General features: G+C 71.0%; 19 protein-coding genes. 17 read left to right on the top strand and 2 right to left on the bottom strand.

Annotation, left to right across the window (positions count from 1 at the left end):
• Positions 1 to 2: 2 nt before the first annotated feature.
• Entirely contained in the window at positions 3 to 506 is a 504-nt protein-coding gene (locus ACWCPM_RS24520) for a SigE family RNA polymerase sigma factor (protein WP_450978395.1), read from the bottom strand.
• Positions 507 to 657: 151 nt separating this feature from the next.
• Here ACWCPM_RS24520 and ACWCPM_RS24515 point away from each other — a divergent pair, with 151 nt between their 5' ends.
• Positions 658 to 1,068 (top strand): hypothetical protein, encoded by a 411-nt coding sequence (locus ACWCPM_RS24515; protein ID WP_450978394.1) that lies wholly within the window; start codon positions 658 to 660, stop codon positions 1,066 to 1,068.
• Positions 1,069 to 1,166: 98 nt separating this feature from the next.
• On the opposite strand, the gene ACWCPM_RS24510 is transcribed toward ACWCPM_RS24515, so the two are convergent.
• Entirely contained in the window at positions 1,167 to 2,825 is a 1,659-nt protein-coding gene (locus ACWCPM_RS24510; protein WP_450978462.1) for a chitinase, read from the bottom strand.
• Between the two features lie 352 nt (positions 2,826 to 3,177).
• On the opposite strand from ACWCPM_RS24510, the gene ACWCPM_RS24505 reads away from it, so the two are divergent.
• The 16 genes from ACWCPM_RS24505 to ACWCPM_RS24430 all read left to right on the top strand — a co-directional run.
• Entirely contained in the window at positions 3,178 to 3,993 is an 816-nt protein-coding gene (locus tag ACWCPM_RS24505) for a hypothetical protein (RefSeq protein ID WP_450978461.1), read from the top strand.
• Positions 3,994 to 4,057: 64 nt separating this feature from the next.
• Positions 4,058 to 4,765, top strand: coding sequence for a Flp pilus assembly protein CpaB (gene cpaB, locus ACWCPM_RS24500; RefSeq protein WP_450978393.1), 708 nt, complete (start codon positions 4,058 to 4,060; stop codon positions 4,763 to 4,765).
• Positions 4,766 to 4,772: 7 nt separating this feature from the next.
• Entirely contained in the window at positions 4,773 to 6,020 is a 1,248-nt protein-coding gene (locus ACWCPM_RS24495; protein ID WP_450978392.1) for an AAA family ATPase, read from the top strand.
• A gap of 20 nt (positions 6,021 to 6,040) precedes the next feature.
• Entirely contained in the window at positions 6,041 to 6,424 is a 384-nt protein-coding gene (locus tag ACWCPM_RS24490) for a TadE family protein (RefSeq protein WP_450978391.1), read from the top strand.
• Between the two features lie 55 nt (positions 6,425 to 6,479).
• Entirely contained in the window at positions 6,480 to 6,794 is a 315-nt protein-coding gene (locus ACWCPM_RS24485) for a TadE family protein (RefSeq protein ID WP_450978390.1), read from the top strand.
• Positions 6,795 to 6,809: 15 nt separating this feature from the next.
• Positions 6,810 to 8,147: a CpaF family protein gene (locus ACWCPM_RS24480; protein ID WP_450978389.1), complete on the top strand. Its 1,338-nt coding sequence runs from the start codon at positions 6,810 to 6,812 to the stop codon at positions 8,145 to 8,147.
• A gap of 13 nt (positions 8,148 to 8,160) precedes the next feature.
• The gene (locus ACWCPM_RS24475) at positions 8,161 to 9,105 is read left to right on the top strand and encodes a type II secretion system F family protein (RefSeq protein ID WP_450978388.1); all 945 of its coding nucleotides are present in this window, start codon (positions 8,161 to 8,163) and stop codon (positions 9,103 to 9,105) included.
• Positions 9,106 to 9,123: 18 nt separating this feature from the next.
• Entirely contained in the window at positions 9,124 to 10,011 is an 888-nt protein-coding gene (locus tag ACWCPM_RS24470) for a DUF5936 domain-containing protein (RefSeq protein ID WP_450978387.1), read from the top strand.
• Positions 10,012 to 10,016: 5 nt separating this feature from the next.
• Complete coding sequence (locus ACWCPM_RS24465) at positions 10,017 to 11,483, top strand: sensor histidine kinase (RefSeq protein WP_450978386.1); 1,467 nt, start codon at positions 10,017 to 10,019, stop codon at positions 11,481 to 11,483.
• A complete protein-coding gene (locus tag ACWCPM_RS24460; RefSeq protein WP_450978385.1) occupies positions 11,470 to 12,270 on the top strand; it encodes a response regulator in 801 nt (266 codons plus the stop codon). Before ACWCPM_RS24465 ends, ACWCPM_RS24460 begins: the two co-directional genes overlap by 14 nt.
• A gap of 123 nt (positions 12,271 to 12,393) precedes the next feature.
• Positions 12,394 to 12,558: a Flp family type IVb pilin gene (locus tag ACWCPM_RS24455; RefSeq protein ID WP_450978460.1), complete on the top strand. Its 165-nt coding sequence runs from the start codon at positions 12,394 to 12,396 to the stop codon at positions 12,556 to 12,558.
• A complete protein-coding gene (locus ACWCPM_RS24450; protein ID WP_450978459.1) occupies positions 12,558 to 13,154 on the top strand; it encodes a pilus assembly protein TadG-related protein in 597 nt (198 codons plus the stop codon). Before ACWCPM_RS24455 ends, ACWCPM_RS24450 begins: the two co-directional genes overlap by 1 nt.
• A gap of 34 nt (positions 13,155 to 13,188) precedes the next feature.
• Positions 13,189 to 13,767, top strand: coding sequence for a hypothetical protein (locus ACWCPM_RS24445; protein WP_450978384.1), 579 nt, complete (start codon positions 13,189 to 13,191; stop codon positions 13,765 to 13,767).
• An 8-nt stretch (positions 13,768 to 13,775) separates the two neighbouring features.
• Entirely contained in the window at positions 13,776 to 14,402 is a 627-nt protein-coding gene (locus tag ACWCPM_RS24440; RefSeq protein WP_450978383.1) for an OmpA family protein, read from the top strand.
• Between the two features lie 515 nt (positions 14,403 to 14,917).
• Positions 14,918 to 15,106 carry a hypothetical protein gene (locus ACWCPM_RS24435; protein ID WP_450978382.1) on the top strand — a complete coding sequence of 63 codons (189 nt, stop codon included), beginning with the start codon at positions 14,918 to 14,920 and terminating at the stop codon, positions 15,104 to 15,106.
• Between the two features lie 88 nt (positions 15,107 to 15,194).
• Positions 15,195 to 15,604, top strand: a 410-nt coding sequence (locus tag ACWCPM_RS24430) for a hypothetical protein (RefSeq protein WP_450978381.1), incomplete at its 3' end; no start/stop codon positions are given.

Here is a 15,604-nt window from a genome sequence, read left to right as displayed (position 1 = left end):
GGTCAGGTCGCCGCGTACTCGGTGAGGTCCTCGCCCAGCAACTCCCGCAACCGGGCGAGGGCGCGGGAGCAGCGGGTGCGTACCGCGGCCGAACTGGTGTTCATCGCGTCGGCGGTCTCCTCGACGCTGCGGTCCTCCCAGTAGCGCAGCACGACGACGGCCCGGTCCTTCGCGGGCAGCCGGGCGAGGGCCGCCAGCAGGGTGAGCCGCAGAGTCGTGTCCCCGTCCGCTCCCGCGGACTCCGGGAGTACGTCGGTGGCGCGCTCGGTGCTGCTGCGCCGTCTCTTCTGGGCGAGGAAGGTGCGGGTCAGGACGGTCTGCGCGTAGGCGGCCGGATTCTCGGCACGGGAGACCCGGCCCCATTTCAGGTACAGCCGCCCGAGGGTCTCCTGCACCAGGTCCTCCGCGAGGAATGTGTCGCCGGCGGTGAGCAGACAGGCCGCCCGGTAGAGGTGCCCCGCGCGTGCTGCGGCGAACTCGGCGTACTCGTCACCGCGGTCCTGCATGGTGTGTTCCTCCGTCGTAAGTTCCGTCACCTCACAGATGCGATGGCCGGGGGAAATGTTTCACGGCGGTCGTGTGGTCATCGCCCCGCGGGGGGAGCGAAAGAATGTGCGGCGTCTCCGTCCGCCCCGCGACGCACAAGGAATCCACCGGATGACCCAGCAGCCACCGCCCCCTGGCTTCGGCCCCCCGCCGCCGGGCTTCGGCCCGCCTCCGCCCCAGTACGCGCCCGCCCCGGCCCCGCAGTACGGCGTCCCGGCCCCGCAGTACGGCGTCCCGCCGACCGGGCCGGAGTTCCTCGCGATCGACAAGCAGAACTCGGTCGTCGTCGACGCCTCGGGCGTCGCGCTGGAGATGCACGGCACGTCGGCGGAGTTCGACTGGCCCGAGATCCGCGGCGTCCACTACAAGGCGAGCCCCGACGGCAAGGCCCTCATGGTGGCCGTCGTCCACCTCGACGGCAGGGTCTACGAGGCGGTGGTGCGCGCGAGGCCCAGGACGCGCCTGAACGAGTGGTTCAGCCAACTGGCCTGGGTGCTGAACCACTACCGGCCTGCCCACTAGGCGATGAGGCCGCGCGCAGATCCGGGCCCCGCCCGCGGTGACGACACGACGCCGGCCACGAGGAGTACCTCGCGGCCGGCGTCCTTCGGTGCGGGCCGTTACGGCAGGGCGTCCACGTGCGGCCCCACCACGTTCGACCAGGCGTTGCCGCTGGTCGCGTCCCAGTTCGTCGACCAGGTCATCGCGCCGCGCAGGTCGGGATAGGTCCGCGACGGCCTGAAGGTGCCGCAGTTCGTTCCGCGCGTCAGGCAGTTCAGCGCGTTGTTGACCACCGACGGGGCGACATAGCCGCCGCCCGCCGCCCGCGTCGAGGCCGGGAGGCCGAGGCCCACCTGGGACGGGGAGAGGCCGTTCTCCAGCTGGATGCAGGCCAGGGCCGTCAGGAAGTCCACCGTGCCCTGGCTGTAGACCCTGCCGTCGCAGCCGAGCATCGAACCGCTGTTGTAGTACTGCATGTTGACGACCGTGAGGATGTCCTTCACGTTCAGCGCCGTCTGGAAGTACGAGTTCGACGTGGACTGCATGTCGATCGTCTGCGGCGCCATGGTGAGCACCATCGACGGTCCCGCCTTCGCCGACAGCGAGCGCAGCGCCTGCGACATGTACGTCGCGTTGAGACCGTTCTCCAGATCGATGTCGACGCCGTCGAAGCCGTACGTCTGCATCAGCGTGTGCACGGAGTTGGCGAAGTTCGTCGCCGACGTGGAGTCGTTGACCGCGACCCGGCCGAGCTCACCGCCCACCGAGATGATGACCTTCTTCCCGGCGGCCTGCTTCGCCCGGAGGTCGGCCTTGAACTGGTCGACCGTGTAGCCTCCCAGCCCCGCCGAGTCCAGGTTGAAGGTCACGGCCCCCGGCGTCGCCGTCGCGTCCGCGAACGCCACCGCGATGATGTCGTAGTGGCCCGGCACGTCCGACAGCCGCTGCACGGTCGCGCCGTTGTTGAAGTTCTGCCAGTAGCCGGTCACCGCGTGCCGGGGGACGCCGGGGTTGCCGCCCGTGGGCGCCGTCGTGGCCGTCACGGTCGCCGACCTCGGCGACTCGCCCGCCGCGTTGGTCGCCGTGACCTGGAAGCTGTACGACGTCGACGCCGCCAGCCCGGTCACCGTCCCCGACGTGCCGGTCACCCCCGTGACCCGCGTGCCGTTGCGGTAGATGCTGTAGCCCGTCGCGCCCGAGACCGCGTTCCAGGACAGCGAGACGGAGGACGACGTCGTACCGGAGACCGCGAGGCCCGCCGGCGTGCCCGGGACCGTCGGGTCCGGGTCGCCGCCCCCGCCGCCGTCGGGGCCGAACACCGAGACCTCGTCGGCGTGGTAGGCGGCCTGGCCGTACCAGCCGTGCGTGTAGACCGTCACCGAGCGGGTCGAGGAGCCCGTGGTGAAGGTGGTCGACAGCTTCTTCCAGGTCGAGGAGTCGGGGGTCCACGTGGACACGTCCGTGGTGCCGGTGCCCGTGGCGCCCAGGAAGGCGTATCCGCCCTGCACCCACGCGCTCAGCGTGTACGTCGAGTTGGGCTGGACGGCCACCGTCTGCGAGCAGCGCGCGTTGTCCTGCCCGGCGGGCGTCGCCTTCAGCGCCGACGCGCCGGTGTGCACCGGCGAGGAGACCGTCGTACCGCTGCCCGCCGTGCAGGACCATTTGGTCAGCCCGGCCTCGAAGCCGGCGTTCTTGGCGTTGTTGATGTCCGCGGCCGATGCCTGGCCGATCGCGGGCACGGTGAGGGCCAGGGCGGCGATCACCGCTCCCGGCCACATGCGGATACGTCTGCGTCTGCGTGCGCGGTCCACTGGGGCCTCCGGTGGGGGAGTGGGGGACAGGAGCTCCAAGTTGGTCCAGACCAATTCAGCTGTCAAGGGGGCCGACCCGCGCACTCCCCGGGGTCCGGTCGGGATGCTCCCCCTGCCCCGGTTTGATGCGCCTTGCGCGAGAAGAGTTGTCGCCAGGCTGCGGAAACGCTGTTCTCCGGTCGTGGACGCGTGGATACAGTGCTGAGGTAGTCACGCAATGAAGTCGCCCAGGTGCACGGGAGTTGCGCCCGCGGGCCGGACTCGGGTGGGAATCGGGGAGCTGCGTGTGCCAACAGCCATCGCCGTGACCAGCGCCGACATGGCGCTGCCGGCGCAGGACGAGCGGACCCTGCCCGCCGTCGTCCTGCGCGACGTGGACGCACGCCCGTTGGACCGCGTGCTGGCCGAGATGCAGGCCCTCGTCGAGGCGCACGGCCATGTGATCGTGGTGTACTCGCGGGCGGTCCCGGCAGGAGTGGAACGGCGGCTGCACACCATCCGCTCCCTCCTGGAGAGCGACCGCATCGCCCTGTTCCGGCCCGACCTGCCCCCGCTCGGGCTGGCCGTCCTGGCCCGGCAGTTGAGACAGCTGGCCTCCTGCGACCTCGGCCCCGGCGTGCTCGCCTCGGCCGGCCGCCTGCTCACCCACTACCTCCACGCCGGCGCGCTCCTCGGCTCGGTCGCCCGGCTCGACCGCGTCCCCGTCGGCCTCACCTCGCACGCCAAGTCCTGGGTGCCGGGCAGCCAGTTCGGCGTCCTCGCCCATCCGGAGCCCCAGCTGGTGCGGATCGCCCCGGAGGCGCGGCTCACGGGACCGGAGTTCGGCACCTGGATGCTGCTCGCCCGAGGCCGCCTCCAGTCCGACTGGGTCACCACCACGCTCGCGCCCGCCTGGCGGGTGCAGGGCCTGCGCGAGGCCACGCTGCCCGCCGAGTCCGCCGAGTGGTGGGGGACGGGCAGGCTGATCGAGTTCTGCTCCTATCTGCCGGACCTGTCCGTGCTCTACCAACTGGTCGGCTCGGTCCGCCGCAACAGCTGCCACTGGTGCGGCATCGACGTCATCGGCGACCGGTGCGTGTTCTGCTCCGCGACGGCACCGGTCCACGACGACCAGCTCCAGCTCCCGGCGGGGTGACCCGCCGTCCCGACGAGCCCCCCCCGACCCGTTCGACCCCACCCCGACGAGGTTGCACGAATCCATGAACTCCCGTCAGCGCCGCGGCGTCATACTCCTGCTCCTGTCCGTGCTCTGCGCCCTGGGCGCGTTCGCGGGCGTGCTCTCCGTCATCGACGACGTGCAGTCCAAGGTCGGCCCCGAGGTCACCGCGTACCGGGTGAAGGACGACGTGGCGCCCTACACGGCCCTCACCGCCGACAGGTTCGAGCGGGTCGAGATGCCCGAACGCTGGCTGTCGCGGAACGCGGTCACCGATCTGCGGCAGCTCAGAGGCAAGATCGCCGTCACCACCCTGCGCGAGGGCTCCCTGCTGCAGAGCGACATGATCGTCGACCAGCCCGCGCTCCGGCCGGGGCAGCAGGAGGTCGCGATCATGATCGACGCGGCCACCGGAGTGGCCGGCAAGATCACGCCGGGGTCCACGGTCAACGTGTACGCCACCTTCGCCGGTGAGCGCGAGGGCGACCCGGCCCAGTCGAAGATCATCGTCACCAACGCCCGCGTGATCGACGTCGGGGAGCTCACCGCCCTGGAACCCGGCGGCGACGACCGCACCCGGCGCTCCACCGACGCCGTGCCCATCACCTTCGCGCTGTCCACCCTCGACGCCCAGCGCCTCACGTACGCCGAGTCGTTCGCCGAGCGGGTCCGGCTCGCCCTGGTGGCGCCCGGCGGCGACACCACCGTCCCCGACGCGGACCGCACCTACGAACTCGCGAAGGACAAGTGAGGCCCGGATGCCCACGAGGATCCTGCCGGCCGTCGGCGACGCGGACGCGATCCGCGCGGTCACGACCCTGCTCAGCCAGCTCCCGGACGCCGAACCCGTCCCCCCGGTCGTCGACTCCACCCAGCTCGTCGACACCCTCGCACGGCTCGCCGCCGAGTCCGTCGACGAACTGCCCGAGGTCGTCGTCGTGCACGAACGCATCGGACCCGTCCCGGCCCTGGAGCTGATCCGCGAGGTGGCCCTGCGCTTCCCCGCCGTCGGCGTCATCCTCGTCACCTCCGACGCGAGCCCCGGCCTCTTCCAGGCCGCCATGGACTCCGGCGCCCGCGGCCTCGTCACGCTGCCCCTGTCGTACGAGGAACTGGCCCACCGCGTGCAGTCGGTCGCCCAGTGGTCCGTGGGCGTACGCCGGCACCTCGGACACGGCGGCGACGTCATCAGCGGCGTCGGCGGCACCGTCGTCACCGTCAGCGGCGCCAAGGGCGGCGTCGGGGCGACGCTGACCGCCATCCAGCTGGCGCTCGCCTCCCAGGCGTCGGGCCGCTCCACCGTGCTGGTCGACATGGACCTCCAGACGGGCGACGTCGCCTCGTACCTGGACGTCCAGTTCCGGCGCAGCGTCGCCGACCTCGCCGCCATCACCGACATCTCGCCCCGCGTCCTCGCCGACGCGCTCTTCCCGCACGACACCGGCCTCACCCTGCTGCTCGCCCCGGGCGACGGCGAACGCGGCGAGGAGGTCACCGACCGCGCCGCCCGGCAGATCCTCGGCGTCCTGCGCTCCCGCTACGAGACCGTGGTCGTCGACTGCGGCGCCCAGCTCAGCGGCGCCGGCGCCGTCGCGATCGAGACGGCCGACACCGCCCTGCTCCTGACCACACCGGACGTGGTCGCGGTCCGGGGTGCCAAGCGCACGGTACGGATGTGGGACCGGCTGCAGATCCGCAAGGCCGAGGAGACCACGCTCGTCGTCAACCGGCTCACGCGCAGCACGGAGATCCAGCCCTCCCTCATCCAGCGGATCACCGGCACCGCGGTCGCCGCGACGGCGGTGCCCGCCAACTTCAAGGAGCTCCAGGGCGTCGTGGACGCCGGCCGCGTCCACGAGCTCGACAGCAGGAGCGCGGTGAAACAGGCCCTGTGGGCGCTCGCCGGGGAACTGGGACTGGTCAGGACGCCCGCGGCCGACCGGAAGGGCGGCCGGTCGCGCGCGGACCGCGGGTCGATGGGGTCGCGGCGGCGGAGGGACGGATGAGGCCGGAGGCGGAGGGACGGATGACGCCGGCCCACCGCGCCCGCGACCGGGGACAGGTCACCGTCGAGTTCCTCGGCATGACCCCGCTCATCGTCCTGACCCTGGTGCTGCTGTGGCAGTTCGTGCTCGTGGGGTACACCTACTCGCTCGCGGGGAACGCTGCGGACGAGGCGGCACGGGCGGGCACGGCGGCCGAGGACCGCCAGTCGGCCTGTCGGACGGCGGGGCTGAGGCATCTGCCGTCCGCGTGGGAGGGGGGTGCCGAGGTGTCCTGCGGCGAGAGCGGTGGCCTGGTCACGGCCGAGGTACGGCTCGACGTGCCCGTCCTCTTCCCCGGCTCGATCGGCTTCCCCTTCCCGGGCGTCGTGGGTCACGCGGGGGCCGTCGTCGAGGAGACGGACTGAGGTGGCGCGGCGGCGGAGCGACCGCGACCGTGACCGGGATCGCGACCGGGGACAAGTGGCCCTGGAATACCTGGGGTTCCTCCCGGTACTGATCCTCGTCGCGATGGCCGCCGTGCAGATCGGCCTGATCGCCTACACCGCGCAGCAGGCCGGCACGGCCGCCCGCACCGGCGCGCGCAGCGCCTCCCTCGACGGGCCGTACGCGCAGGACTGCCAGAACGCGGTCAGCTCCTGGCTGGACGCCGGCTGCGCGGCCTCGTACCTGGGCGACGAGGTCGAGGTCACCGCCACGATCGAGATCCCGTCGATCGTCCCCGGCTGGGACTTCGACCCCGCCCGCAAGACCGCCACCATGCCGATGGACCACTGAGCAGGGAGTACCGCGATGAGCCTGCGCGCACGGATCAACTCCCCGGAGGAGAACGGCAGCCGGGGCGAGGACGCGCACCTGGTCGCCTCGTACCGGGCCAAGCTCCTTCAGGAGATCGACCTCGCGGAGATGAGCGCCCTCGCGGCGGCCGAGCGCAGGGCACGGCTGGAGCGGGTGCTCGGCCACATCATCAGCCGTGAGGGCCCCGTGCTGTCGACGGCCGAGCGGTCGCAGCTGATCCGACGTGTGGTCGACGAGGCGCTGGGCCTAGGCATCCTGGAGCCGCTGCTGGAGGACGCCTCGATCACCGAGATCATGGTGAACGGCCCCGACGCGATCTTCGTGGAGCGGGGCGGCCGGGTGGAGCAGCTGCCGCTGCGGTTCGCCTCGAACGACCAGCTGATGCAGACCATCGAACGGATCGTGTCGACCGTCAACCGCCGAGTGGACGAGTCGAACCCGATGGTCGACGCCCGACTCCCCTCCGGCGAGCGCGTCAACGTCATCATCCCGCCGCTCTCCCTCACCGGCGCCACACTCACCATCCGCCGCTTCCCGCGCTCCTTCACGCTCCAGGAACTGGTCCAGTTCGGCTCGCTGGAGGAGCCGATGGTGTACCTGCTGGCCGGGCTGGTGCAGGCACGGTTCAACATCATCGTGTCCGGCGCCACGGGCACCGGCAAGACGACCCTGCTGAACGCGCTGTCCGGCCTGATCCCCGAGAGCGAGCGGATCATCACCATCGAGGACTCCGCCGAACTCCAGCTCCAGCAGCAGCACGTGGTCCGCCTGGAGTCCCGCCCGCCCAACGTCGAGGGCCAGGGCCAGGTGACCATCCGCGACCTGGTCCGCAACTCGCTGCGTATGCGCCCCGACCGGATCGTCGTCGGCGAGGTCCGTGGCGGCGAGTCGCTCGACATGCTCCAGGCGATGTCGACCGGCCACGACGGCTCCCTCGCCACCGTCCACGCCAACAGCGCGGAGGACGCCCTCATGCGGCTCCAGACCCTGGCCTCCATGTCCGACGTAGAGGTCCCCTTCGCCGCGCTGCACGACCAGATCAACAGCGCGCTGGACGTGATCGTGCAGCTCACCCGGTTCGCCGACGGACTGCGCAGGGTCACCGAGGTCGCGCTCCTCGACAGCCACGGCGGCGAGCCGTACCGGCTGGCCACGGTCGCCCGTTTCAACGCGCGGCCCATGTCCGCCGACGGCCGGATCCACGGCGGCTTCCAGTACTTCCCGCTCACCCGCCGCACCGCCGAACGCCTCTACATGGCGAGCCAGCCCGTCCCCCAGGCCTTCGGCGTCGCCCAGTCGACGGACCAGCTGGCCACCCGAGAAGCCCGGTAGGCAGGAGCCGACCATGGAACTGACGACCCTCGTCTCCCTCACCACCGGTGTCACCCTGCTGACCTGCGTCCTCGCCGTGGCCGGACTCCACGCGTACGCCATGGGCAGGGCCCAGCGACAGGCACTCGTCGAGCGCCTGTCGTCCACCGGCCAGGTCCAGGTCGCCGGCCGCCGGCGCCGGTTCCGCGAACTGGACCGCCGGCTGCGCCGTACCCGGCCGGGCCGAAGACTGGAGCTGCGGCTGCTGGCGACGGGCCTGGACGTGACGCCGGGCGAGTTCTTCGTCGCGATGCTCGCCGCCGTCGCCGGACTATGGCTGATCGGGCAGGCCACCCTCGCCCCCTTCTTCGGCCCGATCGCCGGGCTGCTGGGCGTCTGGGCGGCCGTCCAGTTCCTCAACTGGCAACGCCAGAAACGCATCGAGAGATTCATCAACCAACTCCCCGAACTGGCCCGCATCCTGGCCAACGCCACCCAGGCCGGCCTCGCCCTGCGCACCGCGATCGGCATGGCGGCCGAGGAGCTGGAGGCCCCGGCCGGGGAAGAGCTGGCCAAGGTCGCCAACCAACTGGCGGTGGGCGCGTCGATGGACGACGCGCTGGGGGAGATGGCCGAGCGGCTCCCGTCCCGCGAGCTGGTGGTCCTGGTCACCACCCTGGTGCTGTCCAACCGGGCGGGCGGACAGCTGGTCAGTGCCCTGCGGAACCTCACCGAGACCCTGGAGGAGCGCAAGGAGACCCGCCGCGAGATCCGCACCCAGCTCTCGCAGGTGAGCATGACGTCGTACGCCGTCCCGGTGATGGGGGTGGGCTCGCTGTTCCTGATGAACGGCGTCAAGGACGGCGCCCTGGACCGGATGACGGGCTCCCCGGTAGGCCAGGCCTGCGTGGTCGTCGCGTTCGCGCTCTACGCCGTCGGCTTCGTCATGATCCGCCGGCTGTCCCGCATCGACGTCTGAGGAAGGGAGGGGAACGGCATGGCACTCGTGCTGGCACTGGCCATGGGCCTCGGCGTGTGGGGCGTCTTCGCCGGGATCCGGATGTACCGGGCGGAGGCGAAACTCCCCGCCGACCTCGTTCTCGCGCTGGAGGTGGGCTCGACCCGCACCGGCGCGGTGGACTCGCTGGTCGACCGGATGGGCATGCGCTACGCGCCCGCCGTACTGCGTCTGATGGGCCCCCAGCAGGTCGCCCGGTACCGCCGCAGGATCGACCTGGCGGGCAACCCCGGCGGCCTCACCATCGACCGCTACGCCGCACGCCGCGCGGTCTACGGCTTCCTCGGCGCCGTCGGCGGCCTGATGTTCCTGCTGCAGGGCAACGTGCTGATGACCCTGCTGCTGCTCGCCTTCGGCGCCTTCTGGACTGAGGTCGGCATCTGGTCGGCGATCCGGGTCCGCAAGGACGTCATCGACCGGACCCTGCCCGACTTCCTCGACGTCCTCGCCGTCGTGGTCAGCGCCGGCCTCGGCTTCCGCCAGGCCCTCGACCGGGTCGCCTCCCGCTACGAGGGACCCTGGGCCGACGAGATCCGCATCACCCTGCACCAGATGGACCTCGGCATGAGCCGCCGCCAGGCCTTCGCGGAACTGCGCCGGCGCAATGACTCCGAGCAGGTGGCGATGTTCGTGACGGCGCTGCAGCAGGGGGAGGAGCTGGGCGCGCCCATCGTGGACACGCTGGTGTCGCTCGCCAAGGACATGCGGCGCACGGACGCGCAGAACGCCCGGCGCAAGGCCGCGCGGGCGGTGCCCAAGGCCACGATGATGATCACGACGTTCATGGTCCCGGCGACGATGTTGCTGCTGGGGGCCGGCCTGCTCCTCGGCTCCGGCACGGACTTCGGCACCCTCACGGGTGAGTGACGGCCATGACACTCACACCTGCGGAGGGGGCGCGCGCGGCGTTGCGGGTGCGCCGCCGCGCGGATCTGCCGGCCCGGGTGTGCAGGGAGCACGGCGGACCGGCCGCCGAGGGCGCCCACGCCTCTGAAGGGCCACTCGCGCAGGGCGACGTGAACCGCCTGCGCGGCGCGGCGGAGAACCCGGTCCCGGCGCAGCCCCGCACACCCGGCACCCCACCCGCACCCGCACTCCCGATCCAGGTCAACGCCCTCCAGGCGCTGTGCCGCCAGGTCTTCGGGTTCCGCCTCGCCATGATCGCCCTGGCCGCACCCTCGGCCCTGCTCAACGCCTCGCCCGGCCTGGGCGTACGCCTCGTCGGCGCGGCGGTGGTGGTCACTTTCATGGCGTCCTACGTCCTCTTCAGGGACTGGGAACGCTTCGCCCCCCTGCTCCTGCGCCACCCCACCCTCCTCGCCTTCGACACCCTCGTGGGCTCCCTCCCCCTCATCTCCGCGGGCCCCGACAGCACCCTCGCCTACGTCAGCGTCTGCACCCCGCTCCTCGCCGGCCTCGTCTACAGCTGGCGGGGCGCCGCGGTCTTCGCCTCCCTCCAGGCCCTGATCCTGCTGCTGGTCCACGCCACCCTCGCGAGGACCCCCGACGCCACCCCCGCCGAGACGCTCCTGCTGCCCGGCCTCTGTGTCATCACCGGCGCGGCCGGGTCCACCCTGCGCAACCTCATGCTCCGCTTCGGCGAGGCCACCCACGCCCTGACCACGGTCCAGGCCCGGCTGGCGGCGACGGAGGCGGTCGCGGCGGAGCGCGCCCGGCTGGCCCGCGAACTGCACGACTCGGTGGCCAAGACCCTGCACGGCGTGGCGCTCGCGGCGGACGGCCTGGCCGGCTCGGCGGACGGACTCGACCCGTCCCGGGTCAAGGAACAGGCCGAACTGGTGGCCCGCTCGGCACGCCGGGCAGCCGCGGAGTCCCGCGAGCTCCTGACGGACCTTCGCCGTGAATCGGACCCGGCCCTCGGCACCGACATCCTCGCGGAACTCTCCGCCCGCACCGCCGACTTCACCACCCGCACCGGTGTCCCCACCACGTGCCGGCCCACCGGCGCCACCCCCGTGCCGCCCGTGCCCCCGGCAGTGGCCCGCCAGCTCCTCACCATCGCCACGGAAGCCATGGAGAACGCCCACCGCCACGCGGACGCCACCCATGTCGACATCACGACGGGCGTCCAAGGAGACCTGCTCCTCCTCAGCGTCCACGACGACGGCCGGGGCCTCGCCCCCGGGACCACGCTCGAACAGCTCCGCAGAACCGGCCACTTCGGGGTGGTCGGCATGGTCGAACGCGCCGCCTCGGTGGGCGCCCGCCTCCGCATCGGCCGCGGCACGCACCCCAAGGGCACGGAGGTACGCCTGGAACTCCCGCTGGCGGCCCTCGACCCCACCCCCGTGAGGAGGCCGGACGATGCCGGACACTGAGCACCCCGCCGCCCCCTTCCCGCCCCCGGCGGCCACCTCTCTGCGCGTGATCGTGGCCGACGACAACCCCGTGGTCCGCGCGGGCCTCACCGCCCTCCTCTCGGGCCGCGCGGACATCACGGTCGTGGCGGAGGCGGCGGACGGCAGGGAGGCGTACGAGGCGGCCCGGGCCCACCGCCCGGACGTGGTCCTGCTCGACGTCCGCATGCCGGGCGTGGACGGCATCTCGGCACTGCCCTACCTGGTGCGGCTCGCCCCCGTCGTCATGCTCACCTACAGCGGGGAACCGGACGTCGTCGAGGAGGCCCTGCGCCGCGGCGCGGGCGGCTACCTCGTCCACGGCGAGTTCACGGCCGACCAACTGGTCACGGCCGTACGGGACATCACCGTCGGCAAGCCCCACTTCACCCCCACGGCGGCGGAGGCCCTCGTGACCCGGCTGAGGCGGAGCGCCCCCTCTCCGGGCCGAGCTCCGCTCCCCGACGACCTGGGTATGACAAATGCGACTGCAAACCAAGGATTCCCGTCTCCGCCTATTTCTTCGGAAAACCTTTCGCAGGTGCAACCGCTTGTGGGACAGTCGTCGTCATACCGGTCGGAGTCCCAACTCAGCCCGAGGGAGGCGGAGATCATGGACCTCATCGCGTCCGGCATGAACAACCGGCACATCGCCGCCACGTGCTTCATCAGCGAGAAGACGGTCAAGAACCACATCAACCGCATCTTCGCCAAGCTCCACAGCACGAGCCGCTCGGAGGCCACCGCGAAGTGGCTGGGGTTGGGGTGATTGCCATGCATCGACCACAGGCTGAGGATTGGGCCCGCGACTGGGCCCTGGGACCCTGGGCGGATCCGGCGGCACCCTCGTACGGTCGCGGCACGGAAGCCGCCACAACGGGAGGGGAACGCGATGGCCAACTGGAGGAACACCAACGACAAGGGCCAGACGGCGGTGGAGTACCTGGGGATCATCGCGGTCGTGGTGGCGATCGTGCTGGCGATCACGGGGACGGACATCGGGCAGTCGATCTACAACGCGATCACCGACAAGATCACCGAGGTGACCGGAGGCTGATCCGCCTAGCCAAGTACCGCGACGCAGGGCAGGCATTCCCCATCTACATCACGGTGGTGGCGGGTCTGCTCTTTCTCGCGTTCGCGTACCTGGCGGTCGGCCAGGCCGCGGCGACACGCAACGAGGCCCAGACCGCGGCGGACGCGGCCGCACTCGCGGCGGCCCAGAACCTCCGGGAGCAGATCACGGCCGACTGGGTCGAGAACCTGCTGGACCCGGATTCGTGGCAGGGCATCTTCGACGGCGACGTGGAACTGTTCGAGGACCCTTGTGACCGGGCGGGGCAGCTTGCTGCCCAGAACGAGGCTCACGTGGACGCTTGCCAGGAGGAGGGCCTGTTGGGCTACCGGGTCGAGGTCACGACCGACGAGCCCGTGGGGGACACCATCGTGCCCGGCACGGAGGGCCAGTATGCGACGGCCTCCGCCTTGGCCGTCGTGGAGCTGCGTTGTTCCTTCGAGTTCCCCGGTGAGGATGCGGGGGACGACGCCCTGCCGAGGCTCGACTGCGAGGGCGTGAAATGGGACCTGGACCCGGAAGCCCCCGACACCCTTCCGGACCCCGAGGACCTCTTCGACGTCCATCTGGCCGACTGACAAGCGAACGACGAATGACGAAGGAAGCAGAGGCATGAGCATTCGGTTCACTACGAAGGCCCGCAGCGGGATGGTCGCGTTGACGGTGGCGGCCGGTCTGGCCCTCGGCGTGACCGGCTGCGGCGGCGGAAGTGATGACGAGAAGCCGAAGGCGTCGGCTTCCGCTTCGAAGGACGACGGACCGCAGCCGAGTGCTCAGGAAGGAGATGCGGGCGCTCCTGTTGCCGAACTCAAGGGCCCTGACGGCCTGCTTCTCCAGATCACGTCAGCGGCGCGCGACTCGGGCGGATTCGTCACCGTCAGTGGCACCATGAAGAACGACGGCAACGACACGGTGAATGTGCCCGCGCAGCTGAGTGGGAACGAGACGGAGATCATCCGCAACGGCAGGTCGCTGGGAGGAGCCACCCTTGTGGACTCCCAGGGGAAGAAGCGCTACTACGTTCTGCGCGACACGGACGGCCGCCCGCTGACCACGACCAACTTCCCTTCCCTGAAGTCCGGGGAGTCGATTCCCGTCTTCATGCAGTTCCCGGCGCCCCCCAGCGGCACCTCCGAGGTCGCCTTCCAGCTCCCGATGTTCGCCGCCGTCTCCATCGAGATCACCGGCTGAGGCCGCCCATGACCCCCACCCGCCTCCCCCTGGCCCTCACCACCGCCACGGTCATGCTCGCCACCACCCTCTACGCCACCGCGACCGCCCACGCCGACGACGACCCCGGCGTCCCCCCGGGCACCGAAGCCACCGCCTCCGCACCCGTCGAGGTCGACGGCAACGACCCCGATCTGAAGATCCCGGAAGGCGCCACCCTCGCCGAACCCAAGGTTCTCGACATCAAGCAGGTCGTCGAGGACCAGAGCGGCGAGGAACGCCGCGAGGACACCAACGCCGACGTGAAGTTCGCCCTCCAGGCGGAAGTCCTGTTCGGCAGGGACAGCGCGAAGCTCAGCGCCGAGTCGAAGGCCCGCATCGGCGCGATCGCCGACGAGATCAAGTCCCAGAACGCGACCAAGGTCCGTGTCTTCGGCTTCACGGACAACCTCGGCTCCTCCGCCCACGGCGACACCCTGTCGCGTCGCCGCGCCAACGCCGTCCACGACATCCTCGACTCGGAACTGAACGACCCGGACATCACCTTCGAGGTGCGCGGCTACGGCGAGCAGTACCCCATCGCCGACAACTCCTCGGAGCCCGGCCGCAAGAAGAACCGCCGCGTCGAGGTGTCATTCCCCCGCACCGGCAGCTGACTTGCCCCGCCGGGCAGGGCCCGCAGGGTCTCAAAACTCGCTGCATAATCTCAGCGAGAACTGCACGGCGGCGGCACTTATTGTCCGGTCTCACTGGACCCGGTGGTGTCTCACTCGTCTCAGGTGACAGGGTGGATTGAGTCTCATCTGATCTGGCTGGTCTCACCCCGTTCATCGGCCTGGACTACTTGCGCGCCCGCACGACCACAGCGAACTGGTTCCGAGCGTGTGAACCACTCACTCTCCGGCAGCGCTGGACCCGACGCCTGGAGGTCATCGCTGAGGACGCCTAAGGAGACCCCCACCGCCTCACCGAGGACCGCATCGAACTCGCCACCTACCCCGGAACCGTTGCCCTGACCGGCCTGTTCGCCTCGCCCGCTGGCGCGAGGGCAACGACCTGCATGCCGAAGCCGCACGCCGCCTGGCGGTCGAAGCTCAGGTCCTTCCGCCTGGCCTCACCGCGAACCAGCCCGGACAGAACACACACGACCAGGCAGCCGACAATGATCGGCATGGCAGCCACACCCACCGCTCCCCGCCTGGTCACGGCAGCAGCCCGCGAGGCACTTCGGCCCCACGGTCTCCAGCAGCGCGGAAGGTCGCGAACCTGGATCGACGACCACCGATGGTGGCTGGGCATCATCGAGTTCCAGCCCGGCCGGAACGCCGGCAGCTATCTGAACGTCGGCGTGATGTGGTAGTGGCAGGACAGAGATCATCTGGCATTCGACGTCGGCGGCCGCGAGCCCGGATTCGAGCGGTTCGTGAACCCCACCCAGTTCGCCCTCGATGCGCAAAACCTCGCGCGGCGAGCCGCCGACCTGGCGCTGGAAAACCGAGGCCAGGTTCATTGACCTGCCGTCCACCGCCGACTTCCTGGCCTCGCAGAAGCCTCGCCCCGGCTACTTCTGGGACAGATACCACGCCGGGATCGCCGCCGGGCTGACCGGTGATACCTCCACCGCGCGGCGACGCCTCGACCAGGTCCTGGCCGAGGATGCCTTCGCGCCCTGGATGGTCCAAGCTCAGGAGTCCGCCCGGCAACTGCACGCCCTGGCGGAGGACCCCGAAGCCTTCCGGGACCGGGCGACGAGAGCAACCACCTGTCGGCGTACGCATGAAAGTGCTCAGCCTGGTACGGACGAACGTGCACCGCTCGCCATGCCGGAACGCAGCCGGTCCGTGGCCCGATGGTCTGG

Source organism: Streptomyces sp. NPDC002309, assembly GCF_053593375.1.
Note: the sequence above shows the minus strand (reverse complement) of the source record. Positions and strands in the feature narration are given on the sequence as shown.